This is a genomic window from Acinetobacter sp. YH12105 (genome assembly GCF_013419095.1).
GTDB classification, from domain to species: domain Bacteria; phylum Pseudomonadota; class Gammaproteobacteria; order Pseudomonadales; family Moraxellaceae; genus Acinetobacter; species Acinetobacter pseudolwoffii.
On sequence record NZ_VPAU01000009.1, the window covers coordinates 91752 to 116414 of the forward strand.

At 43.4% G+C, this 24663-nt stretch carries 20 protein-coding genes, 3 tRNA genes and 1 pseudogene; 10 read left to right on the plus strand and 14 right to left on the minus strand.

Translation table 11 applies throughout. From position 1 onward, the window contains the following. The first annotated feature begins 7 nt into the window (after positions 1 to 7). The gene (locus FTU44_RS08405) at positions 8 to 1243 is read left to right on the plus strand and encodes a multifunctional CCA addition/repair protein (RefSeq protein ID WP_074383390.1); all 1236 of its coding nucleotides are present in this window, start codon (positions 8 to 10) and stop codon (positions 1241 to 1243) included. A 92-nt stretch (positions 1244 to 1335) separates the two neighbouring features. On the opposite strand, the gene epmA is transcribed toward FTU44_RS08405, so the two are convergent. The 5 genes from epmA to greB form a co-directional block, all read right to left on the minus strand. Continuing rightward, positions 1336 to 2310, minus strand: coding sequence for an EF-P lysine aminoacylase EpmA (gene epmA / locus FTU44_RS08410; protein ID WP_180050135.1), 975 nt, complete (start codon positions 2308 to 2310; stop codon positions 1336 to 1338). After that, positions 2307 to 3374, minus strand: a complete 1068-nt coding sequence (locus FTU44_RS08415; protein WP_005097687.1) for a 4-phosphoerythronate dehydrogenase — start codon at positions 3372 to 3374, stop codon at positions 2307 to 2309. The genes epmA and FTU44_RS08415 overlap by 4 nt, the downstream gene beginning before the upstream one ends. Positions 3375 to 3553: 179 nt before the next feature. Next, positions 3554 to 3643, minus strand: a tRNA-Ser gene (locus tag FTU44_RS08420). Positions 3644 to 3901: 258 nt separating this feature from the next. Further along, positions 3902 to 3991 (minus strand) — tRNA-Ser (locus FTU44_RS08425). 88 nt (positions 3992 to 4079) lie between these two features. Next, positions 4080 to 4574, minus strand: coding sequence for a transcription elongation factor GreB (gene greB / locus FTU44_RS08430; protein ID WP_180050138.1), 495 nt, complete (start codon positions 4572 to 4574; stop codon positions 4080 to 4082). Positions 4575 to 4936: 362 nt separating this feature from the next. Between greB and FTU44_RS08435 the strand changes: the two genes are divergently transcribed. Then, positions 4937 to 6052, plus strand: coding sequence for a transglycosylase SLT domain-containing protein (locus FTU44_RS08435; protein ID WP_005097690.1), 1116 nt, complete (start codon positions 4937 to 4939; stop codon positions 6050 to 6052). Between the two features lie 96 nt (positions 6053 to 6148). Here the strand turns inward: FTU44_RS08435 and FTU44_RS08440 are convergent, their stop codons facing one another. Both FTU44_RS08440 and ttcA read right to left on the minus strand, forming a co-directional pair. Further along, entirely contained in the window at positions 6149 to 6535 is a 387-nt protein-coding gene (locus FTU44_RS08440) for an SCP2 sterol-binding domain-containing protein (RefSeq protein WP_004280536.1), read from the minus strand. Between the two features lie 203 nt (positions 6536 to 6738). Then, positions 6739 to 7665 carry a tRNA 2-thiocytidine(32) synthetase TtcA gene (gene ttcA, locus FTU44_RS08445; RefSeq protein WP_180050141.1) on the minus strand — a complete coding sequence of 309 codons (927 nt, stop codon included), beginning with the start codon at positions 7663 to 7665 and terminating at the stop codon, positions 6739 to 6741. Between the two features lie 500 nt (positions 7666 to 8165). On the opposite strand from ttcA, the gene FTU44_RS08450 reads away from it, so the two are divergent. Next, a complete protein-coding gene (locus FTU44_RS08450) occupies positions 8166 to 9038 on the plus strand; it encodes a lytic transglycosylase domain-containing protein (RefSeq protein ID WP_005097692.1) in 873 nt (290 codons plus the stop codon). Between the two features lie 175 nt (positions 9039 to 9213). Further along, positions 9214 to 10119 carry a protease HtpX gene (gene htpX / locus FTU44_RS08455; RefSeq protein ID WP_005097694.1) on the plus strand — a complete coding sequence of 302 codons (906 nt, stop codon included), beginning with the start codon at positions 9214 to 9216 and terminating at the stop codon, positions 10117 to 10119. Between the two features lie 82 nt (positions 10120 to 10201). On the opposite strand, the gene FTU44_RS08460 is transcribed toward htpX, so the two are convergent. The 4 genes from FTU44_RS08460 to FTU44_RS08475 form a co-directional block, all read right to left on the minus strand. Further along, entirely contained in the window at positions 10202 to 10783 is a 582-nt protein-coding gene (locus FTU44_RS08460; RefSeq protein WP_180050143.1) for a DUF4112 domain-containing protein, read from the minus strand. Between the two features lie 74 nt (positions 10784 to 10857). After that, positions 10858 to 12198: a magnesium transporter gene (mgtE, locus tag FTU44_RS08465; protein WP_100357860.1), complete on the minus strand. Its 1341-nt coding sequence runs from the start codon at positions 12196 to 12198 to the stop codon at positions 10858 to 10860. Positions 12199 to 12331: 133 nt separating this feature from the next. Next, positions 12332 to 15433: a multidrug efflux RND transporter permease subunit gene (locus FTU44_RS08470; protein ID WP_180050145.1), complete on the minus strand. Its 3102-nt coding sequence runs from the start codon at positions 15431 to 15433 to the stop codon at positions 12332 to 12334. A gap of 258 nt (positions 15434 to 15691) precedes the next feature. Then, positions 15692 to 17293: an isocitrate lyase gene (locus FTU44_RS08475; protein WP_180050148.1), complete on the minus strand. Its 1602-nt coding sequence runs from the start codon at positions 17291 to 17293 to the stop codon at positions 15692 to 15694. A gap of 662 nt (positions 17294 to 17955) precedes the next feature. Here FTU44_RS08475 and FTU44_RS08480 point away from each other — a divergent pair. The 3 genes from FTU44_RS08480 to FTU44_RS08490 all read left to right on the plus strand — a co-directional run bounded on the left by FTU44_RS08480 (position 17956) and on the right by FTU44_RS08490 (position 20723). After that, a complete protein-coding gene (locus FTU44_RS08480; protein ID WP_005097703.1) occupies positions 17956 to 18945 on the plus strand; it encodes a LysR family transcriptional regulator in 990 nt (329 codons plus the stop codon). Positions 18946 to 19072: 127 nt separating this feature from the next. After that, positions 19073 to 20395: a hemolysin family protein gene (locus tag FTU44_RS08485; RefSeq protein WP_005097704.1), complete on the plus strand. Its 1323-nt coding sequence runs from the start codon at positions 19073 to 19075 to the stop codon at positions 20393 to 20395. Positions 20396 to 20441: 46 nt separating this feature from the next. Further along, positions 20442 to 20723 (plus strand): hypothetical protein, encoded by a 282-nt coding sequence (locus tag FTU44_RS08490; RefSeq protein WP_005097706.1) that lies wholly within the window; start codon positions 20442 to 20444, stop codon positions 20721 to 20723. Positions 20724 to 20775: 52 nt separating this feature from the next. Here the strand turns inward: FTU44_RS08490 and FTU44_RS08495 are convergent, their stop codons facing one another. Continuing rightward, positions 20776 to 21282: a hypothetical protein gene (locus FTU44_RS08495; protein WP_074383395.1), complete on the minus strand. Its 507-nt coding sequence runs from the start codon at positions 21280 to 21282 to the stop codon at positions 20776 to 20778. Between the two features lie 174 nt (positions 21283 to 21456). Between FTU44_RS08495 and FTU44_RS08500 the strand changes: the two are divergent. The 3 genes and pseudogenes from FTU44_RS08500 (at position 21457) to FTU44_RS08510 (ending at position 23215) form a co-directional block, all read left to right on the plus strand. Then, a pseudogene (locus tag FTU44_RS08500) lies at positions 21457 to 22185 on the plus strand (hypothetical protein). A 169-nt stretch (positions 22186 to 22354) separates the two neighbouring features. After that, positions 22355 to 22440, plus strand: a tRNA-Leu gene (locus FTU44_RS08505). A gap of 91 nt (positions 22441 to 22531) precedes the next feature. Next, positions 22532 to 23215 (plus strand): hypothetical protein, encoded by a 684-nt coding sequence (locus FTU44_RS08510; RefSeq protein ID WP_100329093.1) that lies wholly within the window; start codon positions 22532 to 22534, stop codon positions 23213 to 23215. Positions 23216 to 23247: 32 nt separating this feature from the next. Here the strand turns inward: FTU44_RS08510 and FTU44_RS08515 are convergent, their stop codons facing one another. Both FTU44_RS08515 and folP read right to left on the minus strand, forming a co-directional pair. Then, entirely contained in the window at positions 23248 to 23562 is a 315-nt protein-coding gene (locus FTU44_RS08515; protein WP_180050150.1) for a DUF5713 family protein, read from the minus strand. A gap of 108 nt (positions 23563 to 23670) precedes the next feature. Further along, the gene (gene folP, locus FTU44_RS08520) at positions 23671 to 24522 is read right to left on the minus strand and encodes a dihydropteroate synthase (RefSeq protein WP_159138239.1); all 852 of its coding nucleotides are present in this window, start codon (positions 24520 to 24522) and stop codon (positions 23671 to 23673) included. Positions 24523 to 24663 lie beyond the last annotated feature (141 nt).

A 24663-nucleotide genomic window follows, 5' to 3' on the forward strand; every position in this document is an offset into this window, starting at 1 on the left:
TTTTTTCATGCAAGTTTATTTAGTAGGCGGTGCAGTTCGGGATCATTTGCTCGGACACCCCTATCACGAAAAAGATTATGTGGTCGTTGGTGCAACTCCGGCGCAAATGCTTGACTTAGGCTATCAGCCCGTAGGCAAAGATTTTCCTGTTTTCCTACACCCCAAAACAAAAGAAGAATATGCACTGGCCCGTACCGAACGTAAATCCGGCACCGGTTATCATGGTTTTGACTTTCATACCGATATCAGTGTGACCCTGGAACAGGATTTGATCCGTCGTGACCTGACCATTAATGCCATGGCGATGGATGATGCCGGTCAGATTTATGATCCTTATGGCGGTCAGCAGGATTTGAATAACCGGGTGCTGCGTCATGTTTCCGATGCTTTTGTCGAAGATCCATTACGGGTGCTGCGAATTGCCCGTTTTGCGGCCCGCTATACCAGTGCAGGTTTTGTGATTGCGGATGAAACTTTAGCACTCATGCAGCGCTTGACGGAATCGGGTGAGTTGAATGCATTAACACCGGAACGGGTCTGGAAAGAAACTTCACGTGCCTTAACAGAACGTCATGCTGATGTGTATTTTGAAGTATTGCGTCAATGTGGGGCTTTAAAAGTCTTATTTCCTGAAATAGATGCCTTATATGGTATTCCGCAACGCCCTGAATATCATCCGGAAATTGACTGCGGCATTCACACTATGATGTCTTTGCAGCAGGCGTGTCGTCAAAACTATAGCCTGGATGTACGTTTCGCCGTTTTAGTGCATGATTTGGGCAAAGCATTAACCCCGGTTGAAGAATTACCGCGGCATATCATGCATGAAGAACGTGGCATCAAGCCGGTCAATGATCTGTGTGATCGCTTAAAAGTACCGACCTATACCAAGCAACTGGCGTTGGCAGTATGCAAAGAGCACCTGAAATGTCATCAGGCATTTAATCTCAAACCCGGTACTTTATGGCGATTATTGCAGCGTCTGGACGTTTTACGTCGTCCCGAGCGTGTCGAAGCTTTTGTACAGGCTTGTGAATGTGATTCACGTGGCCGTTTAGGACTGGAAGATCGTGCCTATCCACAAGCACAATATGTACTTGATGCCATGCAGATAGTACGTGCCATTAAAGCACAAGACCTGCCTGCCGATATTCAAGGCCCGGATATTGGCGAAATGCTGATTGAACGGCGTATTCAGGCACTGGGTGAACTTAAAGCCCAACAAACTGTATCTATTGAATAAAGACAAAGCACCCGAGGGTGCTTTTTTATTGCTTCAATCATTTAGTGCAGAGACCCAGCCCTCTAAAGAGCTTAAGGAAAATCAAATCCCGATCAGGAAATATCCGCCGGGAAACTAATCACTTGCTCCAGTTTCATCTGATTGGTCGCGATCATGAGCAAGCGGTCAATTCCCAAGGCAATCCCTGAACATTCCGGCATATTCGGTAAAGCCGCCAGTAAATACTCATCAATAGGCATGACATGCAGTCCCAATCTGGCCCGCTCTACATTATCCGCCTCAAAGCGTGAGCGCAAAACTTCAGCATCAATCAGCTCATCATAGGCATTGGCCAATTCTAAACCTTCGATATACAACTCAAAACGTGCAGCGACCAGTTCCCCATCTTCATCGATTCGGGTTTTCGCCAGAGAGGCCATTTCCGGCGGGAAATCGGTCAGGAATACTGCGGTATCAAAACCGAGACTCGGCTCCACCATATGTGAAAATAACAGGTCGATATAGCCGAGCCGATCCTCACCCAAATCCAGATTTAGACCGACACGACGACAGCAGTCTTTCAGTTCCTGCAAGGTCGCTTGCAATGGATTAATATCCAGACGATCCATAAAGGCATGTTTATAGCTCAAAATGGTTGGACGGATTTCAGCAAAACGTGCTTTAAGCGTCACATTAAGCAGATCGGCTACTTCGAACATCAAATCTTTTAAGCTAAAGCCCGGGCGATACCATTCCAGCATGGTAAATTCGCTATTGTGCTTACGCCCATGTTCATCATCACGGAAGACTTTACAAATCTGGTAAATAGGCCCGCTGCCACTGGCCAATAAACGCTTCATGGCAAATTCAGGTGAGGTCTGTAAATAATGCGTATGTGCTTTAGCCAGTACATGACGCTGTGCCTGTACTGAAGCCAAATGCACATCGGTCACACCGGCTTGAGATAAAATTGGTGTTTCGACTTCTAATACATCCCGCTCAGCAAAAAATTGACGGATTTGTGCATATAAGGTGGCACGTGCACGCATGGCATTCAGGTCACACGTCGGCTGATAAGTGCTATTCATGCTTTTGGCCCACCATGTGCAGCCCATTCACGACGCAGCGGATAGGTTTTTCTTAAATGATCAAAAGCCTGCTGATCCACTTTGCCATCCTTGACACAAGTACGCAGATTTTGATCATCACAGGCAATATCATAAATTTGCGTTAAATATTGCTTTAGCACCATTTTTAAATCCTGATTTTGGAAAAACTGCTCGCAGACCGGAAGCTGGGTTTCGAACTGTTTATGTGCTGCAAAAGCAAAAGTTTGACAGAAAGCGTCATAGATCATTTGAGTACCACGCGCCTTGCCTTCCAGGCTATAACCGGCAATATGCGGCGTCACCAGCGTCAGCAGATCCAGAAGCTCTGCTGAAATAACCGGTTCGTGTTCAAAAACATCTAAAATCACGGTTCGTTGTGTCGCTTTAAGATCCTGGATCAGGGCGGCCTCTTCAATCACTGGCCCACGTGCAGAATTAATCAGAATTGCATCAGGCTGCATTTGCGCCAATGTAGCCGTATTGAATAAATGGTAAGTTGGATAAAGACCCGTTTGAGTTAAAGGGACATGAATCGAAATCGCATCCGCTTGCTGCAACAATTCATTAAATTCAACTTGATCAACCTGCGCTCTTTGAACCAAAGGATCATAGCCAATCACGCGCCAGCCCAAAAGTTTTGCCATATAAGCCAGACGGGTTCCAACATTACCCAAACCGACTATACCCAGGCTAAATGTTGCATTGGCATCTACTAACTCAGGACGTACATGCAGTAATGCGGTAATGACATATTCAGCCACAGCTTGTGCATTACAGCCGGCTGCATTGCTCCACTGAATCCCATGCTGTTCCAATGCAGCAATATCCAGATGATCTGTACCAATAGTGGCACTGCCTACAAACTTGATCGAACTATTCTGTAGCAGTGCTTCATTGACCTGAGTCACTGAGCGTACCAATAATGCATCTGCATCCTGAACATCCTGTGCCATTAAGTTACGGCCTGGACAATGACGAATGTCTGCAAATTCAGAAAAGAAATAATCGGTAAATGCCAGATTTTCATCTGCGACAATTTTCATAATGAGATCCATATGATGCTTGGGCATATGATAGCGCGTTGATGTCTCTGACTCTATATTTGGCACATGCGTCCATTTTTCAAGTTTTAAGCTATGAGCTGGTTATTGATGAATAAAATATTGAATCATTGCTGCCTAAAATGAAAAACCCCAATCTTTCGACTGGGGTTTTTAGAATTTGGCGGAAGCGGTGAGATTCGAACTCACGGAGGACTCACACCCTCGTCGGTTTTCAAGACCGGTGCATTAAACCGCTCTGCCACGCTTCCTTGGCCGCCATCATATAAATAAATCGGATTTTTGGCAATAAAATTTAGCAAAACTTTTAGCAAAAGCTGTTCATTCAGTTAAAAATCAGTCGAAACAAAAGCTGAAATGTATTTTTATTTAAAGAGGTTAATACTTAAACGATGCCAAGAGCTGTTTAATTCAAGATAAAGCAACGGCATGAATCAGAATTAGCTTGATAATGAATATAAAAATAAAGGCATAAAAAAACCCAGTCAATTGACTGGGTTTTTCGAATTTGGCGGAAGCGGTGAGATTCGAACTCACGGAGGACTCACACCCTCGTCGGTTTTCAAGACCGGTGCATTAAACCGCTCTGCCACGCTTCCATGGCCGACATGATATAAACAAAAATCACGCTTGGCAAATATTTTCATGCTTTCACTGCATCAATTGCACAAAATAAAATCAATTCCATTAATTTGCTGAATTTTCTGGTTTTTCATAACGAATTGAATTGATGAACCAGTGTTTCTTTCCGGAAGGTGTCAGCACTTCAGCCTCATCATCCACCTGCTTGCCCAACAACGCACGTGCCATGGGCGAACTGATCGAGATATGCTGCGGATGATGATCGTAAATTTCATCGACCCCGACAATACGTAAATTTTTCTGCTCGCCTTCTTCATTTTCAATCTCGACCCAAGCTCCAAAATAGACCTTGCCTTCCTGCTCTGGAGAAAAATCGATGATTTTTAGCTCTTCAAGACGCTTGCCTAGGTATCTGACCCGGCGGTCAATCTTACGCAAAATTTGCTTGTTATATTGGTAATCGGCATTTTCCGAACGATCGCCGAGACTCGCTGCCCAGTTCACTTTTCTGGTGATTTCCGGCCGCTCTTCATGCCAGAGATTCTTAAGTTCTGCCACCAATTTATCGTGTCCACCACGGGTGATTAAGTTGGATTTCATACGTCGTGCTGATCAAATTTTCAGTGTATTAACTTACAAACAGCTTATTTTATTTACCATTTCAAAACAATGAAAAAATTCAAAAAAAATTCACATTATATTTCAATATCTTAAAATTATTTTTAATAATAATTTGTGTACAAAATTTGACAATCGTTTTTTAGATCATTAATATGCCACCTACTTCCGGAAATGCTTACTTTTTAATCTATGTAGTTTTTCTACATAATGATGCGTAAATCTCTTGTCATTTTGAATGACGTCATGACTGCCCAACCCTTATTGAATTTATCAAACTGTTAAAATTTCTGGCTATGTTGGCTGTGATTTTTAGGGCATAAATTACTTGTAGCGGAGACAACATGCACAGTAGTTCATCCACTGGGTCGAGGCTTTGCCTACGATCTGTAATTTCTTCTCTCCCTTTGAAAGCACTTGTACTGAGCACTGCATTTATTCCCTTTCACAGTATCAATGCAAGTAAGACCACACTTCAGTTTGATCATGTGGTCAATAGCAATAAGCTGACCGTGGTTGCAGTCGAAAATCCGACCACCGTATTTCAGGATGGACAACATCTGCATGGCTTCGGTTATGACCTGGTGCGCAACTATGCCAACAGTCTGAATGTGAAACTGGATTTTAAAATTGTCCCGAATAATGCCACTGCACTGCAATGGGTTGCTCAGGGCAAAGCCAATCTGGCCATGACCACCACCGATTTAGGTGAAATTGAAAATAAGCGCCTGACTTCATTCTCCGCCACCTGTGGTGATCAGTCTATTTTGGTGAGTAATGGCTTGAATACCAATTTAAATCTGGTATTTAAATCTGCCACAGATCCCTTGAGCCAGACTGCTAGTGCTTTTATCTGTAAAGGCAAACAAAGTGGTGCCATCAAGCAGCTTGCTTCATTTTATAATCAGAATGTGGTGAAAGAGGAATCTTGGACAGCCATTCAACGTGATTTGAGCAACCGGTTACCGATCTATAAAGCAAGCTTTAAACAGACAGCGCAGCAATATGATCTAGATTGGCATTTATTAGCTGCCATTGGTTATCAGGAATCTTATCTGAAACCGAACTCAGTCTCTCCGACAGGTGTTCGCGGTTTGATGATGCTGACCAATAGCACTGCTAAAGCAATGGGTGTGAGCAATCGTACCGATCCAGCCCAAAGCATTCAGGGTGGTGCCAAGTATTATGATCAAATGCTGAGCCGCTATGAGCATATTCCTTATCCAGATCGCAACTGGTTTGCACTGGTCGCTTATAATATGGGCCCAGGTGCAGTGAATCAGTTACAAAAACGCATTCAGTCACAAGGCAAGAATCCAAATAACTGGGTCAACCTCTATGCCTATCTGGATCAGAATAAAGCCAATAACGGCCGCTATCGTCAGGCAGTACAATATGTAACCCGTATTCGTGCTTATCTGGAACACATCAAGACCACACCACAATTGGTGAATATCTAAGGTCTGATGAGCTGGATTTTATTCTATCCGGCGATAAAAAAGCTTACCTCAAAGGTAAGCTTTTTTTGTGCTCATTTCAGCTGATGTTCAGCAAAATTAAGCTGTCGTATTTTCAAGTACTTTCTTGAATAGATCTTTTTGTTCCTGACTCGGTTTGGCAGTTTGAAGTGCCATCAATTGAGACATATCACCCTGTACTTTGATTTTACCGGTCATAAATGCCTGCATGGCTGCGGCCATATCAAACTCCAGAAAAACTTTACGTAACGTTTCGCCGTCCATATTCAAAGTCGTTTTGGCATTTGAAGACAAACCTTTTTTAATTGCTCCACCATCTAAAGATAGTTCAGTATTACCTGTAGTGTCCGCTACAACCAAATTAATCGCCAGGTTCGCCAAAGCTGGTGGCAAGTTTAAATCACCAGCTTGCGCAGTAAGTGTTTCTACAGTTGAAAACCAATCATCAGTTAAAAAAGCAGGCATGATCTTTCCTCAAATTATTTGTTCATTTGTGTCGACTATCCAGACGACATCATGTTGAAGCTATTATGCTCGTGCTTTGTTATATCATGATCATTAGCGCAAAGGCTAACGAATTTTGTACGCGTCGTTCAATTTTTGTAGTTCTATTTTTATTTGTTTTTCATACAGACATCAACCCGAAGGCTGATATCTGCGTACTGAAATTATTCTGTGGCAAAGCCCAGATTGACCATATTAATCCGGCGTTTCTCGCCTTCCAGCGCTTCTTCAGTCGAACAGCTGTCTTTGAAGTCAAATTCGCGCTGGCTGTCCAGCACTTCAAAGTCAAACAATTCACGATCGACCAGCTGTGATGGCGAGACATTTTGCAATGCACCAAAAATACTGTGCAGACGTTTTGGATGTGCCTTATCCCAATCACGTAACATGTCATTGATAATTGCGCGCTGCAGGTTCGCCTGAGAGCCACATAAATTACATGGAATAATTGGAAATTGACGCATTTCTGCATATTTGATGATGTCTTTTTCTTCCACATAAGCCAGTGGACGAATCAGAATGTTCTTTTTGTCAGAAGACAACAGTTTTGGTGGCATGGCCTTCAAGCTGCCGCCATGGAACAGGTTCAGGAAGAAGGTCGCCAGAATATCATCACGGTGATGCCCCAGCGCAACTTTGGTCGCACCAATTTCCTGGGCAAAGCCATACAAAGAGCCACGGCGTAGACGCGAACAGACGGCGCAATAAGTCTTACCTTCCGGGGTCAACTTTTTGGTGATGCTGTAGGTGTCTTTTTCCAGAATGTAATACGGAATGTTATTTTCTTCTAAATAACGTGGTAATACATCTTCCGGGAAGCCTGGCTGTTTCTGATCCAGATTCACCGCCACGACATCAAAGTTGATCGGTGCGATACGCTTGAACTGCAACATGATATCTAACAGGGTGTAACTGTCTTTACCACCTGAAATACACACCATGACCTTATCGCCTTCTTCAATCATTTTGAAGTCACGAATGGCATGTCCGACCTGGCGACGCAGCTTCTTCAACAAACGATAGTAGGCTGAGCTTGTTGGCAGTTCAGGTTTGAAATTAAATCCTTGTTCGGACTCAACTGGCGAGTACATAGACGAGATTCACCCATAAATAAAAATACCGCGCAATTTTAGCCGATTCAGGCCCGCATCGCATCAAAAGAATTTATTTTCATGCAAATGTCATATTAGTTTCATTTTCATGTTTTATTTAGATTGATATATTGAACGTTTCAGTTCAATTAATCAGCAAGATGCCTAGTTTTTGGACTTTTCCACAGTTGTCCACAAAAGCTGTGGATAACTTTGTGGATTGAAACGCACTTGACAAGTTCTTCGTCTCAAAAGATAAGGCTTTTCTTTAAATTGATCACTTTTTAACCAATTTAATTATTAATAAAAATCAACTAGTTAAACCTGTCAACCCTAAGGTTTTAAATTAAATCATATTTTTTTTTCTAACTCTAAAATGTAAAAAATGGCTTGCACTTACAAACTCGTTTATAAATGCAGCGTACAAGTCTTTTCATTCCGTAATTTTTTGTTAAACTCATCATTAAATTTTTCTCGATTGTGTTTACCTAATATAAACAATGAAAATAAATTTGCGTGTTTTGGGGTGTCATGGGATCAGTGCTGTGCTATTGGCGAGTTGTTGCCAGTTGGTCTATGCCGGTCAAACCATTTATCAGTTGCGCGATAGCAATGGCAGCACCTTATTAACCAATAAGAAAAGTCGCTATAACCATCTTCAGGTTGAAAAGAAGACCTATTATCCAGACAGTAATATTCATAGTTATAGCAATTGGGGTTCCAGTGAAGCTTCGGTCTTGCCGAGCTATAGTAGAAATAAAAATGCTTATGATTCGATTATTCGCCAGGCAGCGCAAACCTATGGTGTCTCTGAAGGCCTGATCAAAGCCGTGATGCATACCGAGTCCGGTTTTAATGTACAGGCTCGCTCTCCAGTCGGTGCACAAGGCCTAATGCAACTCATGCCGGCGACAGCACGTCGTTTTAATGTCAGCAATGCCTATGACCCGCAGCAGAATATTATGGCCGGGGCCAAATATCTGGCCTGGTTATTAAAACGCTTTAATGGCAATACCACCTTGGCACTGGCAGGTTATAATGCCGGCGAAGGCAATGTGGCCAAATATAAGGGTGTGCCACCTTTTCGTGAAACTCAGGACTATGTCCGCCGTGTCAGCAGCCGTTATCAGAACTTGTACGCACAGGGACTGGGCAGCACCAGTGGTACATATACCGCTTCCTCTGATACTGGTCGTGTCATTGCCAGCTCTGCCAATTATTCAACTGAAACCACGACGGCATCCAATGTTCAGGCGGCAAAATATCAGCGTCAGATCATTGCACGAGCAGATGGTAGCTTCACTGATGCACCGATGGGTTCTTATGCCACTGCCAATGCGACAGCATCTGCAAAAATATATTTAAGTGAGTAATTTTGAAACAGCTTTGTTTTTAAAGACCTATCTTTCAATATGGACAAAAAACATACTGTCTTTTTGTAGCGAATTGCTATTTTTTTCTTGAAATCTTATCGATTTCACCTCATATTGATTTCAATGATTTACATTCAATAATCAGATTATTTTTCTGTAATAAGAGGATTTCTCAATGATGCGGATTGGTTTGTTCTTGCTAACCAACCTCGCGGTACTGGTTGTAGCTGGCATTATCTTGTCACTCTTCGGTGTCGGTAGTTACCATGGCGCAGGTGGCTTGAATCTAGGCAACCTGTTGGTCATCTGTTTCGTGTTCGGTATGGTTGGCTCAATGATTTCCCTGTTCATGTCTAAATGGATGGCGAAAAAGACCACGGGTACTGAACTGATTGACCCGAATGCACCTCGTAACCAAGCTGAAGCCTGGTTGCTCCATGAAGTTGCACAACTTTCTCAGCGTGCAGGCATTAAAATGCCGGAAGTGGGTATTTTCCCATCTTATCAATCCAATGCCTTTGCCACTGGCTGGAATAAAAACGATGCTTTAGTAGCCGTATCGACTGGTCTGCTTGAGCGTATGAACAAAGACGAGCTTCGTGCAGTATTGGCGCATGAGATTGGTCACGTCGCCAATGGTGATATGGTCACTCTGGCACTGATTCAGGGTGTTGTGAACGCCTTCGTCATGTTCTTCGCACGTGTCGCGGGTGATTTTATTGACCGTAACGTTTTTGGTCGTGAAGAAGGTGAAGCACCGGGTATTGCCTATTTTGTAATTACCATCGTACTGGATATCGTATTCGGTATTCTGGCGTCGTCGATTGTGATGTGGTTCTCCCGTCAGCGTGAGTATCGTGCCGATGAAGCAGGTGCGCGCTTGGCAGGTAAACAGGCTATGATTTCAGCATTATTGCGCTTACAGGCAGAGTCTGAAATGCCAGATGCCATGCCGAAAGAAATGAAAGCATTTGCGATTTCTGCGGGTAAAGAAGAAGGCTTTAGCCTTGCTGCCTTGTTCCAGACGCATCCAAGCATCGAACAACGTGTTGCTGCACTACAACAGCTTGATTGTGCTTAAGTAATACTATTCATTGATTGAAAAAAGCCTGCACTTGCAGGCTTTTTTATTGGATTCAATTATTCATTATTTATATAGGCCTTTATGCGCTAATCCACTGATACAACGCCATCGCACCCCACCCAATCGCAAAAACAAATAGAATCAGGAACAAGGCGCCTAAAATATCCGGGATATGAATCCAGATCCAGGCCACTACAGGATTGCGCCAAAATACAGATTGCTGCTGTTTGCGTTCCAGGCTTTCATGCAAAAAAGGGTGTACCACATGTCGATCACTGTGAATCTGATATTCTTCACGAATATGAACATGCACCACATTAAGCGCCTTGCGACTGGGACGAATAAAAATATCAAAAATGGTGCCTGCCACTGGAATAAATCCAACCACCGCATCCATCACCGCCAGTTTCATGACCGGATTCAGCTTGGCACTCGGCACCCCAATCTGTTTGGCCTTATGAATGGCATAACAGGTCAATACAAAACCGGCGATATCTCCAGCGACCGGAATCGTACTCAGCGCGGCATCTGCCCCTACCCCTTGCTTGGTAAATGGAATACGTACCACTGAATCCATCATGTTGGCAAACTTGGCCAGATCACGTTCCAGACGAATGACCTCTTGTTGACTCAGTTTTGTTTTTTGTCCAGGCTCAGGCATATGTGATTCCAAAAATAGGGCTGACTTTCATCAGCATAAATTATTTTGAGACCAAAGTTGTAGCAATCTGTGAATTAAAACAATAATTTGGAAGCAACAAATAGATAAATAATCACACCGGTGGCATCACAAATAGAGGTCACCAAAGGTGCAGAGGCACTGGCCGGATCCATCTTAAACTTGTTCAGAATAAAAGGTAGACTCATGCCGATCAGGCAGCCCATCAGCACAATGCCGAGCATACTGATCGCCAGAACCACAGCCACCATGATATCCCCTCGGACATAACCCAACACCGAGACAGCCAGTGCCATGGTGCCACCCAGACACAACGCCACCAAGGTTTCCCGGCTGAGCAGGCTAAACCAGTCTCTAAACTCTACATCACCGGTGGCCAAAGCACGCACCATCAAGGTCGCCGACTGCGAGCCGGCATTACCACCACTGCCCACCAGCAATGGCAGAAAAAAAACCAGAACAATATGCGCGGCAATGGTCTCTTCATAATGTGCAATGCCAATGCCGGACAATAGACTGCCAAAGACCAGAATCACCAGCCAAGATACGCGCTTCTGGTACAATGTAAAAATAGGCGCAGTTTTTAAACTTAACTCAGTTAAGGGCTCAACCGCCCCTGACTTTAAAATATCCTCGGTGGTTTCGGCTTCCATGATGTCCATGGCATCATCATAAGTGACAATTCCAAGAATTTTTTTATGCTCATCGACAATCGGCAAAGCCATAAAATCATAATAGGTTAAAGTTTTTGCGACGTCTTCTTGGTCATCCCCAATCTTGGCGTAAATCACATCTCTTTGCATGATCTCGGCAATGCTGGTTTCAGGACTGGCCTGAATCATCTGCCTTAAAGAGACTACCCCGATCAGCTGGTCCTGCTCATCAACAATATAAATCAGATACAGGGTTTCCTGATCTGCGGCCACCACACGCAACATTTGGATAGCGTCATGAATCGACAGATCCTGATGTAAAGAAACAAAACTGGAGCTCATCAGCGCACCAGCAGTCCCTTCAGGATAAATCGCCAGATCTTTTAGGGTTTGCCGACTCGCTTCGGACAATTTTGCCATGAGCTGCTGCTGCAGCTGTGGAGAACATCGTTTATAAACATCGACAAAGTTGTCCGAATCGAGCGCATTTAAAATCGCAATAATCTGTGCGACCGGTAATTGCTCAGCCAGACTGACTTGTTGGCTGAGTGGCATAAACTCGAATACCCGGCTCGGTTCTTTGAGTTCCTGAAAAATCCGGATCTGTTCTTCTAACTTCAAACCTTTTAAAATACTGGCCTGATCGGCGACATTCAGCTCATTTAATAAGCCAATCGCCATAGCATGGTGTTCAGAACGGATCTGTTGTTGAATATGCTGTATTTTTTCTGAAATTTTCGGCATAGGCAGTCCATGGTTATAAGCGCAAAGGCGTGGATTTTAGCATCATCCTCCGAACATTACCCCTGCTCTCAGTGCATCTAAATCATCACAGCCGGATTGAGTCAGGCTATGGATTGTTTTTCTGAGCGCACGATCATGAATCAACAGGTGATTTTTTAGCCATTAAACTTCGAATCATCACATACATAAAGGGAATAAAAATTAGCACCAGCACGGTTCCGAAAATTACGCCGCCGAATACACTGACACCAATTTCCTGACGGCTTACCGCGCCTGCTCCCGTGGCAAAGACCAAGGGTAAAATCCCGGCGCCAAAAGCCAAGGAAGTCATCAGGATCGGACGCAGACGCAAGGAAGCACCTTCTAATGCTGCCTCCACCACCGATTTGCCCTGTTGCTGTGCCAGCGAAGCAAATTCCACAATCAGAATGGCATTCTTACAGGACAAGCCAATGGTGGTCAGCAAGGCAATCTGAAAATAGATATCATTCGGGAAGCCAGCCAAATAACTGAAAATAATATTGCCGCCAATACCAAGAGGAATTGCTGACATCACTGCAGTAGGAATACTCCAGCTTTCATACAATGCGGCCAGACACAGGAAAATAAAACCTATCGAAATCAGATACAGCCAGATGGCCTGATTATTGGACTGTTTTTCTTCAAAGGATAAACCGCTCCAGACCACATCTACGCCGTCCTGTTCAGCAATCAGCGCCTCTACATCCTGCATGGCCTGACCGGAGCTGCTGCCTTGAGCCCGATCTGCTTCCATCTGTAGTGCGGTATAGCCCATGAAACGGTTGACCACTTCCGGACCACCACTCCAGTCCACTTGCGAGAAGTTACTAAAAGGCACCATTTGATTCTGGTCATTACGGACATGCCATTGTGCCAGATCTTCCGGCTTGGAACGAAATTCGGCATCGCCCTGCATGATCACTCGTTTAATCCGGCCGCGATCAATAAAGTCATTGATATAACTGCCACCCCAAGCGCTAGATAAGGTGCTATTAATTGCCGTTTGGGTCAGACCATTGGCCATGGCCTGTTTCTGGTCAATATTGACGCGTAGTTCGGCTTTTTCAGGATTAGAACGTTTGCCCAGATTTTCAAAGCTTGCATAATTGCCAGCCTGAGCTTCCAGTGCCTGAAATTGCTGTTCCAGATACTGCCGGCCATTACCATTGATATCCCGAATCCAGAAATCCAGACCATCGGTTTGTCCCAGACCATTGACTGACGCGGGCATGGATACGTTGATTTGTGCATTAGGGTTACTTTGAAAATGCTTCAAAGCCCGTTCACGAATCGCGGGTGCGGTATTGTCCTGACCGGAACGTTCATTCCAGTGTTTTAATGCCACAAAACCGGTGGCCAGATTCTGGCCAGTTCCCGAGAAATTGCGGCCATAACGAATCATCACCAGGCTGACATTGGCCTGTTCCTGATCCAGAAAATATTTACGAACCTCTTCTCCGACCTGAATGGTATTTTTCATCGGAGCACCTTCCTGCACTTTGATTTGCAGGCTTAAAATCCCCTGATCTTCACTCGGCAAAAAACTGGTTGGCAAAGCACGGTAAAACAGTGCAAAGACACAGATCAAGCCGGCGAAAAGCAGTAAACAAATGACCTGATGCTGAATCGTGACTTTGGAAAGATGCAGATAACGATGCTTTAAATGATCCAGCTTCTGGTTAAACCATGCCGCCCATTTTGCCGGTTTTGGATTCGGTTTCAGAATGAGCGCACACAGTGCTGGGGTTAGAATCAAGGCCACCAATAAGGATAAGGACATGGCCGCAACCAAAGTGATGGAGAACTGTCGGTAGATCACCCCGGTAGAACCGCCAAAGAACGCCATCGGAATAAAGACTGCGGTTAGAACTAAGGTAATTCCGACCAATGCCCCACTAATTTCCTGCATGGACTCTAACGCCGCCTCTTTGGCAGACAAATGCTGTTCATGCATCAGCCGTTCCACGTTTTCTACCACCACAATCGCATCATCAACCAATAGACCAATGGCCAGAACCAAAGCGAATAAAGTTAAGGTATTGATACTCATGCCCAGTGCATAAAGCACCGCCATGGTTCCCAAAATCACCACCGGCACCGTTACGGTAGGAATCAAGGTGGCACGCCAGTTCTGCAAGAAAATGAACATCACCATGATAACCAGAATGATCGCTTCGATCAGGGTTTTGACCACCTCTTTAATCGACTCTTGTACAAAGGGCGTATTGTCTCGTGGATAGGCAATTTTATAGCCTTCGGGCAATTGCTGGGAAATACGGGCAACTTCAGCTTTAATCAAGTTTGAGGTGGCAATGGCATTGGCACCTGAGGCCAGAGAAATCCCAAGACCTGCCGAAGGATAACCATTATTGGTGCTATAAGACTGATAACTTTCAGCACCAAGTTCGACCCGTGCAATATCTTTTAAATAAATAAAACTACCGGCACGATCCGATTTGACAATAATATTCTGGAATTCTTCAACGGTTTTTAGACGGGAACCCGAGGTGACTTTAGCATTCAGGTATTGTTCATCCACTGCCGGCAAATCCCCAATCGCGCCCGCAGCCACCTGAGTATTCTGAGCTTCAATGGCGGCACGAACATCGCTTGGCATCAGCTTATACTGTTTGAGTTTTCCTGGATCCAGCCAGATCCGCATCGCATATTGAGAACCAAAAACATCAACTTCACCAATGCCTTCAATCCGGGAAATGTCCTGCTCCAGATGTGTCATCAAGTAATCAGAAAGTTCAATATTGTTACTGCGGCCGGACTCATCATACAGGCTGATCACCATATGGGTATCGCCGAGAGATTTAAACACGTTAACGCCCTGGCGTTGGACATCTTCCGGTAAACGGTTCAATACCCCATTAATCGCATTTTGTACCTGAACCTGTGCTGTATCGGGGTCGGTACCATTTTCAAAGCTGATGCTGACCCGGCTGCGCCCTGAAGAATCACTATTCGAACTAAAATACAGTAAATGGTCAATCCCTTTAATCTGCTGCTCCAGCACCTGGGTCACGCTTTCTTCCACAGTTTCCGCAGAAGCGCCACTATAGGTTGCTGCCACCGTTATCCGTGGCGGGGCAATGTCCGGATAACGTTCCACTGGCAGGTTCATCACTGCGAACAGGCCAATCGCCATCACGACAATCGCCAATACCCCAGCAAAGATCGGGCGGTGGATAAAAAATTTAGACAGCATAAGTCCGAGTCACTTTTTAATTAAAGAGGGATGAATTTAGACCAAATACGAGCAAGCTATATCTAAATATTCAGTGACATAGCAGTAGAATGCAAGAATTAAACACATAATAACTGTGATAAAAACCAATCATGGAGAAATTATGGATGATCTCACTTGAATACTTTCTTGAGGTTGCCATTTCCTATTTATTAATAGCATTTTTCCAAATAAAAAACCCTGCAGATGCAGGGTTTTTTGGTGAATCAATTCAGCAGATTAAGCACTGAACTGGTTCATTGTGTTTTTAGCGTCATCACCAGCTTTCAATGCATTGTCACCAGCGAAGATTTCTTTGTGGTCATCACCGATGTCAGAACCAGCCATTGCCTGGTGTTTAACACATGCGATACCGCCGCGGATTTCTTTACGTTGTACGCCAGCAACATAAGCCAACATGCCTTCAGAACCGAAGTAACCTTGAGCAAGTTCATGCGTAGAAAGTGCAGCTGTGTGGTAAGTCGGAAGTGTGATCAAGTGATGGAACACACCCGCTTCACGCGCAGCATCTGCTTGGAAGGTACGAACTTTTTGGTCAGCTTCAGCAGCCAGTTCAGTTGCATCGTACTCAGCGCTCATTAACTTAGCACGGTCGTAAGCAGAAACGTCTTTACCTTCAGCAACCCAACGGTCATACGCTTGTTGACGGAAGTTAAGCGTCCAGTTGAATGAAGGTGAGTTGTTGTATACAAGTTTCGCATTTGGAACTGTTTCTTTCACACGGTTTACCATGTGAGCGATTTCAGCAACGTTTGGTGTCGCAGTTTCGATCCAAAGAAGATCCGCACCATTTTGCAAGCTGGTTACACAGTCAAGTACAACGCGGTCAATTTGCGTGCCTTCACGGAACTGGTACAAGCCAGAAGCAAGACGTTTAGGACGGTGAAGTTTGCCATCACGTTTGATCAGGATTTCATCTTCTTGTGCATCAGCGATATCAATTTCAGATGTTTCCAAGTAGCTGATATATTGAGAAGCGATGTCGCCTGGCTCTTTAACCACTGGGATTTTTTGAGTCAGGTCAGCGCCTTCAGAGTCAGTACGTGCAACGATGATACCGTCGTCAAGACCCATTTCAAGGAATGCATAGCGAAGTGCGTGGATTTTCGCGATGAAGTCTTCGTGTGGCACAGTTACTTTACCAGCTTGGTGACCACATTGTTTCGCGTCAGACACCTGGTTTTCGATTTGTAGTGCACATGCACCCGCTTCGATCATTTTCTTAGCTAAAAGATAAGTCGCTTCTTCGTTACCGAAACCCGCATCGATGTCCGCAATAATTGGCACAACGTGAGTCTGGAAGTTGTCGATTTGTGAAGTCAATTCAGCTGCTTTAGCAGTATCGCCTGCTTCTTGTGCTTTTTTAAGTGCACGGAACAAGTCGTTCAATTCTTTCGCGTCAGCTTGACGTAAGAATGTGTAGATTTCTTCGATCAATGCAGGAACAGAAGTTTTTTCGTGCATAGATTGGTCAGGAAGTGGACCAAATTCTGAACGAAGTGCTGCAACCATCCAACCAGAAAGGTAAATGTAGCGACGTTCAGTCGTACCGAAGTATTTTTTGTTCGCAATCATTTTTTGTTGTGCGATGAAACCATGCCAGCAACCTAATGATTGAGTGTATTTGCTAGAGTCTGCATCATAAGCAGCCATATCACGACGCATAATTGCCGCGGTATATTTCGCAATGTCTAAACCAGTTTTGAAACGGTTTTGGATTTGCATACGCGCAGCATCTTCAGGACTGATGTCTGCCCAAGTGTTACCGAATTTCGCTTTCAATTCGCGGATTGCATCAATCGCTGTTTGGTATGTAGTCATGATATTTTCCTGTAATAATATTAGGATTTTTCTGCAACGAACCGTTCAAATCACACCCTCAGTAACTTGTTTAGATTTTCGCCGGTCCGTTGGGATAGCTAAAGATTAGTGGGCTTATGAAAATTAATCCAATAGTCTGCAAGAATCTTCAGTATTTATTTAAAAAATGAGTAGATGAAAGTCTTAGTATAATCCTGTGATGTTAAAATAAGATATTGTTTTATTTTATATTTTACTAAAATAAAACTGATCGTTTTTCACTCATACTGCTTAAAAATACTTCATTAGACTTAAGTCTGGGCTTGGCTCAAATCCACTTTTATTAAAAAATAATCATGATTTTGAATTATTTCTTAGGCTGAAGCATTTATCAAGATAGCATACTTTTCACGCAATTATTCACGCACTCACACCTGTATTTTTAAAGTTTAAAGCTTGGTTATGGAGCTGTTGATCTGCATACATGAAAATACTGAATCTTTGCTTAGCCCATGCTTCTACTCAGTCGAATAAAATCGTTAATTATTCAGCTTAAACCTGCATAAATTCCCTAGATTTTATCTGCTTTATCATGGCTTTTTTTTCATCGGCGCTTTACACAAAGCCCGGCAGTTATGGCATAATCAGCATAATTTCTTGTATTTATTCTCGGTATTTCTTTTATGAATCTGGAGCGGGTCGATCTCAATCTATTAATTTATCTTGATGTACTTCTTCGCGAAAAAAATGTCACCCGTGCAGCCGAACAATTGGGCGTTACCCAGCCTGCCATGAGTAATATTTTACGCCGATTACGCAATTTATTTAATGATCCTCTCCTGATCCGTTCTTCTGAAGGCATGACACCCACAGAACGTGCACTTGAGTTACAGCCACGTATCCGGGATGCGCTGGCTGACTTGTCCATGATTCTGGAACCGCGTACCGAGTTCCGTCCTTATACGTCAAATCGTGTCTTCCGGATTATGACCTCGGATTATGCCGAAGCGACGCTGGTTCCTCGGCTGGTCAAAGCCTTACGTTCAGAAGCACCGAACGTGGTCTTGGACTTTCTAACCCCGAGTGATGTGTCTTATCGTGACATGGAACAAGGCAAAGTTGATCTGGCGATTAACCGTTTTAATGAAATACCGCAAAGTTTTCATCAGGTTCTGGTCTGGCGTGACAGTTTTTCCTGTTTATTAAACAATAAACACCCCGCTGCAACCAACCTGAACTTAAAAAGCTATCTGGATGCACAGCATATCTGGGTCTCTAAAACCGGTATGGGTGTCGGCTTTGGGGTCAACCCGGAGAAACAGGCCGGTTTAGGCTGGATCGATCAGGCTTTGGAACGTATTGGCCAGAAACGTAAAATCTCGGTCTTTACCCGTCATTATCAAATGCCAGGTTTATTGGCCTCCAATGTCGATCTGGTGGCAACCCTGCCTTCACGGATCGCACGCCTGCAAGCCAAGAATCATAATTTAATTCTGAAAGATCCACCATTTTATATTCCCGAATTTGAACTCAAAATGGCATGGTGCCCTCTATTGCATCATCACCCTGCACATCGCTGGTTACGTCAGCTGATTTTGTATGTTGCGCGTCAAATGATTGAGGAAGAAAATCGTGAATTCCTGAGCAATAATTCTCAATTTTCACACTATTAAACTCAAATTCTTCTAAATTCTTATTTTTTAAGATTATACTTTGAAGGCTTGAGAGGTAGTTTTTACACCTCAAGCCTTTTTTTGTGTTAAAAATATCCCAAGATACTATTCATCCACAGGTGGATTTGTGAGCCTCTTACAAAATATCGTGATTATCTTAATACTCATCGCGGGGGCCGGTTTTTTATCTTTAACAGAAATCGCCCTCGCAGGTGCCCGTAAAGTCAAACTGAAAATTCTGGCTGAATCGGGTGAACATCGCGCTCAAAAAGTTTTAGATCTACAAGAAAATTCTGCTGACTTCTTTGCAGCCTCTCAAATCGGTTTAAATGCAGTCGCCATTCTTGGCGGTATTTTAGGTGAAGGAGCCTTCCGTCCTTATATTTTTAATTTTGTTTCCCGCTTTTACCAGGGTCCGTGGGCTGAAAACATTAGCTTTGCACTTTCCTTCACTGTCGTCACTTCTTTATTTATTTTATTTGCAGACTTGATGCCGAAACGTCTGGCCATGATTGCGCCAGAAAAGATCGCAGTCTCGGTCATTGAACCCATTCAGATTTTCATTAAAGTCTGTAAGCCTTTGGCCTGGCTCATTAATGTTATTGCCAACATGCTGTTCCGTCTGTTTAAAGTGAATACCATTCGTGATGATAATATTACCTTTGATGATATTTCCGCAGTGATGGATGCAGGTGCACAGGCTGGCGTACTGCAAAAACAGGAACATCATTTCATTGAAAATGTATTCGAGCTGGAAGAGCGTAATGTACCTTCGAGTATGACTACCCGTGAGAATGTGGTGTTCTTTACCTTAAATGAACCAGAAGAAAGTATTCGGCAAAAGCTGGCGGAATATCCCTATTCCAAGTTTCTGGTGTGTAGCAATGACATCGACAGTGTGATTGGCTATGTCGATGCCAAAGATATTCTGGTGCGGATTCTGAATAACCAGTCGCTGCTACAGTTAAATGAAAATACCATCCGTAATGTCCTGACCATTCCGGATACTTTAACTTTATCGGAAGTTCTGGACCGTTTTCGCTCGACCAAGGAAAAATTTGCCGTCGTCATTAATGAATATGCGCTGGTAGTTGGGGTGATTACCCTCTCCGACATTATGATTACCGTGATGGGCGACTGGGTGACACCAATTGAAGCCGATCAGCAAATTATTAAGCGTGACAATAATTCCTGGTTGATTGAAGGCAGCACGCCAATTGAAGACATGAAACATGCGCTTGAAATCGACTCAATGCCAGATGAGGAAAATTACGAAACACTGGCTGGTTTTATGATGTTCAAGCTGCGTAAAATTCCGCGTCCTGCCGATACCGTCATTCATGCCGGTTATAAATTTGAAGTCGTCGATGTCGATCATTTCAAGATTGACCAGTTGCTGGTGACTCGGATCATTGAAATCAATCCATTAATTCAGGAAGAATCAGAATAATCTGATTCTTCTTCTATTTTAAAATAAAAATCATAAGGATAGAGTGATGTCCATTTCTGCGCTATTGGCTTGTTTTAGTTTTTATTCAGGACTGTATTTAATCTATTTCTTTTTTGCTCAACAACAAAATCCGCTGTTTTTGTTTTTAGCGATCATTTTATTGATTTTTGCTTGCATCATTACCCCTTATGGTTACCAGCGTCACCGTGGCCATTATGACCGAACCATGAGTTGGGGACAGTATTTAGCCATACCTTTGATTTTATGGGGACGACTATTTATCGTTCCTATCAGTTTTATTTTAAGTTTGTTTTATTCAAACCAGTAAATTCAATCATAAAAAAGCACCTAACGGTGCTTTTTTACATCTATTGAGGTGCTTAGATCTTTGTTAACAATGCATCTAAAACAGCTTGATAGTGAATCTGGATATCATCTTCTAGAATCTTGTAAGCATTGTCGAACTGCACCATAGGCCAGCCTTCTTTCCAGAATGGGAAAATATTATGCAGGTCATGGGTAACAATCGCGTCTTCACGCACAATTGCTTGGGCAATTTGTGACAGTACCTGTGCAGTTTCAGCACCATCAATCGCCATATAATCAATTCCGCGCGCTTTTAAAATACGGACGCGGTCTTTTTTATAACGGATTTTTTTGATTTGTGCCGTATTCAGGCCCAAAGCCAAAGATACCGCTTCGACAAATTTGTCTTCAAATGACTGATTCAATGCCACTAACGCTTCTTTATGCGCTTCCTGACGACCAGCTTTACCACCCTGACGAATCACTTCTTTCGCCTCAGTATTTAGTTCATCCTTTTTCATGCTTTGCAGGATGTCTAAAATTTCGATGTCGCTTAACGCCTCAGGAGATTGATCAGTCATAAACTGTCCTTAAAAAAATAAATCTTGAATCGGCTATTTTCGCATAATTCGTGGCTAAAAAACTAAAATCTTCGTGATTAAAGCAATGATAAGCGCTGAAAATGGATTTGTCCTGTGATTCTGCGTCAAATCGACTATAGTGCCTGTGTCTATTTCTGAATCAATCTCTGGATGATGCCCACTACCCAAGTGACTTTGTTGCTGCAGCAACTTCAACAACAGTATCCGACTGCATTTAAAGGCAATTACCTGTTCTATAGCCAGATCAAAATCCGTGGGATCTGAGATAAAGCCAAGCTTTTGATTCCCTGGGTCTTGGCGGCCATGATTTTTATTCCCGTCAGTTTGATGTTCGGTGACGTCATAAAGCAATCTTTTGTGCAAGTGAGCGAATTTCAGGCGCAAAGTTATGCCATTTTGGCGATACTGTTGTTCCTGATGTTGAGTCTCACCTTAATTCTGCAACAGGTTCAGCATTCTTCTTATTCGCTATATCAGTTATTACGCCATACCCCAATCAAGATGGCTGTGGTGATTATACTACAAACCTTAAATCTGTTTTTTGTACAAAGTAGCCTGCTGATGTGGAGTTTATTCTTTTTTGGAGTCAGCTTTGGCTTTATCCGTTTTTATCGGGAAAACTTGTTCCGGGAAAACAGCCAAAATACTGAACATTATCAGTTGCAACAATTACGTAGAATCTGCTTCTGGGCTTATAAACAGACCTGTATGCTTCGACTAAAATTACGTTTTTGTTCAAACAATCATCCTCAGCATGCCGAACTAAAACAGCAATTAAATCACTATGCCGAGTTATATATCCAACTGCTGAAACATGAGCATCAATACTGTAAAACCATCAAGCATCTGGATGTCGACAGTTATCTGGACGAGAACTCATAGTTCGCTCTATTATTTTGATTAGCCATCTTGAATATTTCTAATAAGGGGCCTTAAAAACAGATTGATCTGCTAATTTTTTAGAGAGAAGCCACGGAATTGCTTGAAAAGAAAGCAATCATTTAGAAATGTGCTTGCCAAGCTTTATTTCGTCCTCTATTATTGCGCACATGCCCGAGTGGTGAAATCGGTAGACACAGGGGATTTAAAATCCCCCGCCCACAAAGCGTGCCAGTTCGAGTCTGGCCTCGGGCACCATTTTAATCTTTATTAAAATGGTGCAATAGAAAACCCAGCATTAGGCTGGTTTTTTTGTGCCTGAATTTTATTCTTTTAGCGCGAAATCCTCATGTCAGAATTAAAATACTTCGATCTCGCCACATTACAATTACGCCATCCAGACGCTTTTTTCCTGAAGCTGCGTTATAGCCGCTTCAAATTTAATGCCCTGCAAAATCTCCAGTTTGTGATCGCGATTAATTTACTGTCTCTTTTAATCTGCGTGGCCTGTAGCATCAGCTCAGTACTTCTGGAATATTATTTTTTCAAGAATGCCACGATCGCCTTTAATGTCACCTTGATCATGTTAATGGCCCTGCTTTATCCCTATATCTGGTATGCACAATATCAGGCACAATTCAGCTCCAAAGCCTATAGTCAGCGCTTGCAGAACTGTCTGTATCTGCAAATTCCGATTTTTCTGGTTTTATTGCTGAATCTGTATGTAATTCATTCAGATATGTTGGTGATCATCAGCATGATCATTTTAGCGCTTTCCTCTTTTGGCGCTGTGACCTTAGAACCTTTATTTAAAAGTTCTTGTAGTGCAATTGATCAGATCAAACTGCAAAAACTGCGGCAGCTGGCCTTTTGGGCCTATCAACAGTCCAGATCCAAAACACCGCAACCGATTCAGGACCAGTCAAATCTGCAGGCTTATTACCAGAATCTTTATCAGCAATGCATGCATGAAGAGCAAAAATTACTCAGCTCGATTCGCTTTAAAAGTTTTAAAGACTATTTCTACAAATAATAAAAAACCCTGCAGTAGCAGGGTTTTATCGATCACCATTCACGATTGGTAATCAGCTCTTCCATTTCAATCTCGAACAACCCGTGCTCTTGCACCACCATCATCATGGCTTCGGCAATATAATCTGCAGCGGTATCATCCAGAGATGAATCCAGATCTTCAAACTGCGGTTTCATGGCATTAATATCAGCAACGGTCAGATGGGCAAGCTGGTAAATTTCTTGATCTGACAAAGCTGATTTAGCGACTTTTTGGGCAAAACGTTCGATGTGCTGTTTGATTTCAGCAACCAGAATATCGGGATAATACGCATCATCGAACATGGGGAGAAGTAAATCTGCAAACATTACAGGCACTCTAAAAGATGACAATTTAATCTAAGCGTGCCTATATAGCACATTGTTGCTCAAAAGCCAAACAACATTGCCAGATGCTTACTTTCCCGCCATCAATGTCTACGCCATCTGCATGGCTTGCCAGACTCTAATCGCATCCGCTGTCGCTTTCACATCATGTGCCCGTACCATACAGGCGCCCTGCTGAATACTGAGCAAATGTGCTGTTGCCGACCCCACCGCACGCGCCTGTGGTTCTGCGCCATCTAAAACAGCCCCAATAAAACGTTTACGTGATAAGGCAGATAAAATCGGATAACCCATTTCTGTCAATTTATAAAATTCTTGAAGCAGCTTGAGATTTTGCTGGGCATTCTTGGCAAAACCAAACCCCGGATCAATCATGATATTTTCGGCTTTTACTCCTACATCCAAGGCATCCTGAACACGTTGAGATAGTTCGCCAATCACCTCGGTAGTGACATCCTCATATTGATCCAGATTGTTCATGGTGGTCGGCTCACCACGCATATGCATAATGATTACCGGAATATTTAATTCAGCGGCCGTTACTAAGGCATTGGGGCGGGTCAACGCACGGACGTCATTCCAGATATGCGCTCCGGCCTGAACCGCTGCACGAATCACTTCTGGTTGTGAAGTATCAATCGAGAGAACAACATCATGTTTTGCTAAGGCTTCAACCACAGGCACCACGCGGCGGATCTCTTCCTCTACGTCTACCACAGCGGCACCCGGACGGGTCGATTCCCCGCCGATATCAATTACGGTCGCACCTTCAGCCATCATCTCCAGCGCACGTGCAACTGCATCTTCTTTTTGATTATGCCGACCACCATCACTAAATGAGTCGGGGGTGACATTGAGAATTCCCATCACATGCGGCTGAGATAAGTCCAGTTTTAACTCACCAAATGTCCATACATGTGGTCGTAAAGGCATCAGCTGCATGTTTCCATCCTCGTTCACAATAATTCGAATATTGTCTTATGGATAGAGCAATAAAGCAAAGCTCGATAAGACATTTGCCCATTAGTTTTGAGTTAAATATAGCATTCAGGAAATTATCATAAAAATGACTGACATAAAAAA

Bases quoted from the DNA above. Each gene is read 5' to 3' on its own strand.
- FTU44_RS08405 (WP_074383390.1), top strand. From the start codon at position 8: ATGCAAGTTTATTTAGTAGGCGGTGCAGTTCGGGATCATTTGCTCGGA.
- epmA (WP_180050135.1), bottom strand. From the start codon at position 2,310: ATGAATAGCACTTATCAGCCGACGTGTGACCTGAATGCCATGCGTGCA.
- FTU44_RS08415 (WP_005097687.1), bottom strand. From the start codon at position 3,374: ATGAAAATTGTCGCAGATGAAAATCTGGCATTTACCGATTATTTCTTT.
- greB (WP_180050138.1), bottom strand. From the start codon at position 4,574: ATGAAATCCAACTTAATCACCCGTGGTGGACACGATAAATTGGTGGCA.
- FTU44_RS08435 (WP_005097690.1), top strand. From the start codon at position 4,937: ATGCACAGTAGTTCATCCACTGGGTCGAGGCTTTGCCTACGATCTGTA.
- FTU44_RS08440 (WP_004280536.1), bottom strand. From the start codon at position 6,535: ATGCCTGCTTTTTTAACTGATGATTGGTTTTCAACTGTAGAAACACTT.
- ttcA (WP_180050141.1), bottom strand. From the start codon at position 7,665: ATGTACTCGCCAGTTGAGTCCGAACAAGGATTTAATTTCAAACCTGAA.
- FTU44_RS08450 (WP_005097692.1), top strand. From the start codon at position 8,166: ATGAAAATAAATTTGCGTGTTTTGGGGTGTCATGGGATCAGTGCTGTG.
- htpX (WP_005097694.1), top strand. From the start codon at position 9,214: ATGATGCGGATTGGTTTGTTCTTGCTAACCAACCTCGCGGTACTGGTT.
- FTU44_RS08460 (WP_180050143.1), bottom strand. From the start codon at position 10,783: ATGCCTGAGCCTGGACAAAAAACAAAACTGAGTCAACAAGAGGTCATT.
- mgtE (WP_100357860.1), bottom strand. From the start codon at position 12,198: ATGCCGAAAATTTCAGAAAAAATACAGCATATTCAACAACAGATCCGT.
- FTU44_RS08470 (WP_180050145.1), bottom strand. From the start codon at position 15,433: ATGCTGTCTAAATTTTTTATCCACCGCCCGATCTTTGCTGGGGTATTG.
- FTU44_RS08475 (WP_180050148.1), bottom strand. From the start codon at position 17,293: ATGACTACATACCAAACAGCGATTGATGCAATCCGCGAATTGAAAGCG.
- FTU44_RS08480 (WP_005097703.1), top strand. From the start codon at position 17,956: ATGAATCTGGAGCGGGTCGATCTCAATCTATTAATTTATCTTGATGTA.
- FTU44_RS08490 (WP_005097706.1), top strand. From the start codon at position 20,442: ATGTCCATTTCTGCGCTATTGGCTTGTTTTAGTTTTTATTCAGGACTG.
- FTU44_RS08495 (WP_074383395.1), bottom strand. From the start codon at position 21,282: ATGACTGATCAATCTCCTGAGGCGTTAAGCGACATCGAAATTTTAGAC.
- FTU44_RS08510 (WP_100329093.1), top strand. From the start codon at position 22,532: ATGTCAGAATTAAAATACTTCGATCTCGCCACATTACAATTACGCCAT.
- FTU44_RS08515 (WP_180050150.1), bottom strand. From the start codon at position 23,562: ATGTTTGCAGATTTACTTCTCCCCATGTTCGATGATGCGTATTATCCC.
- folP (WP_159138239.1), bottom strand. From the start codon at position 24,522: ATGCAGCTGATGCCTTTACGACCACATGTATGGACATTTGGTGAGTTA.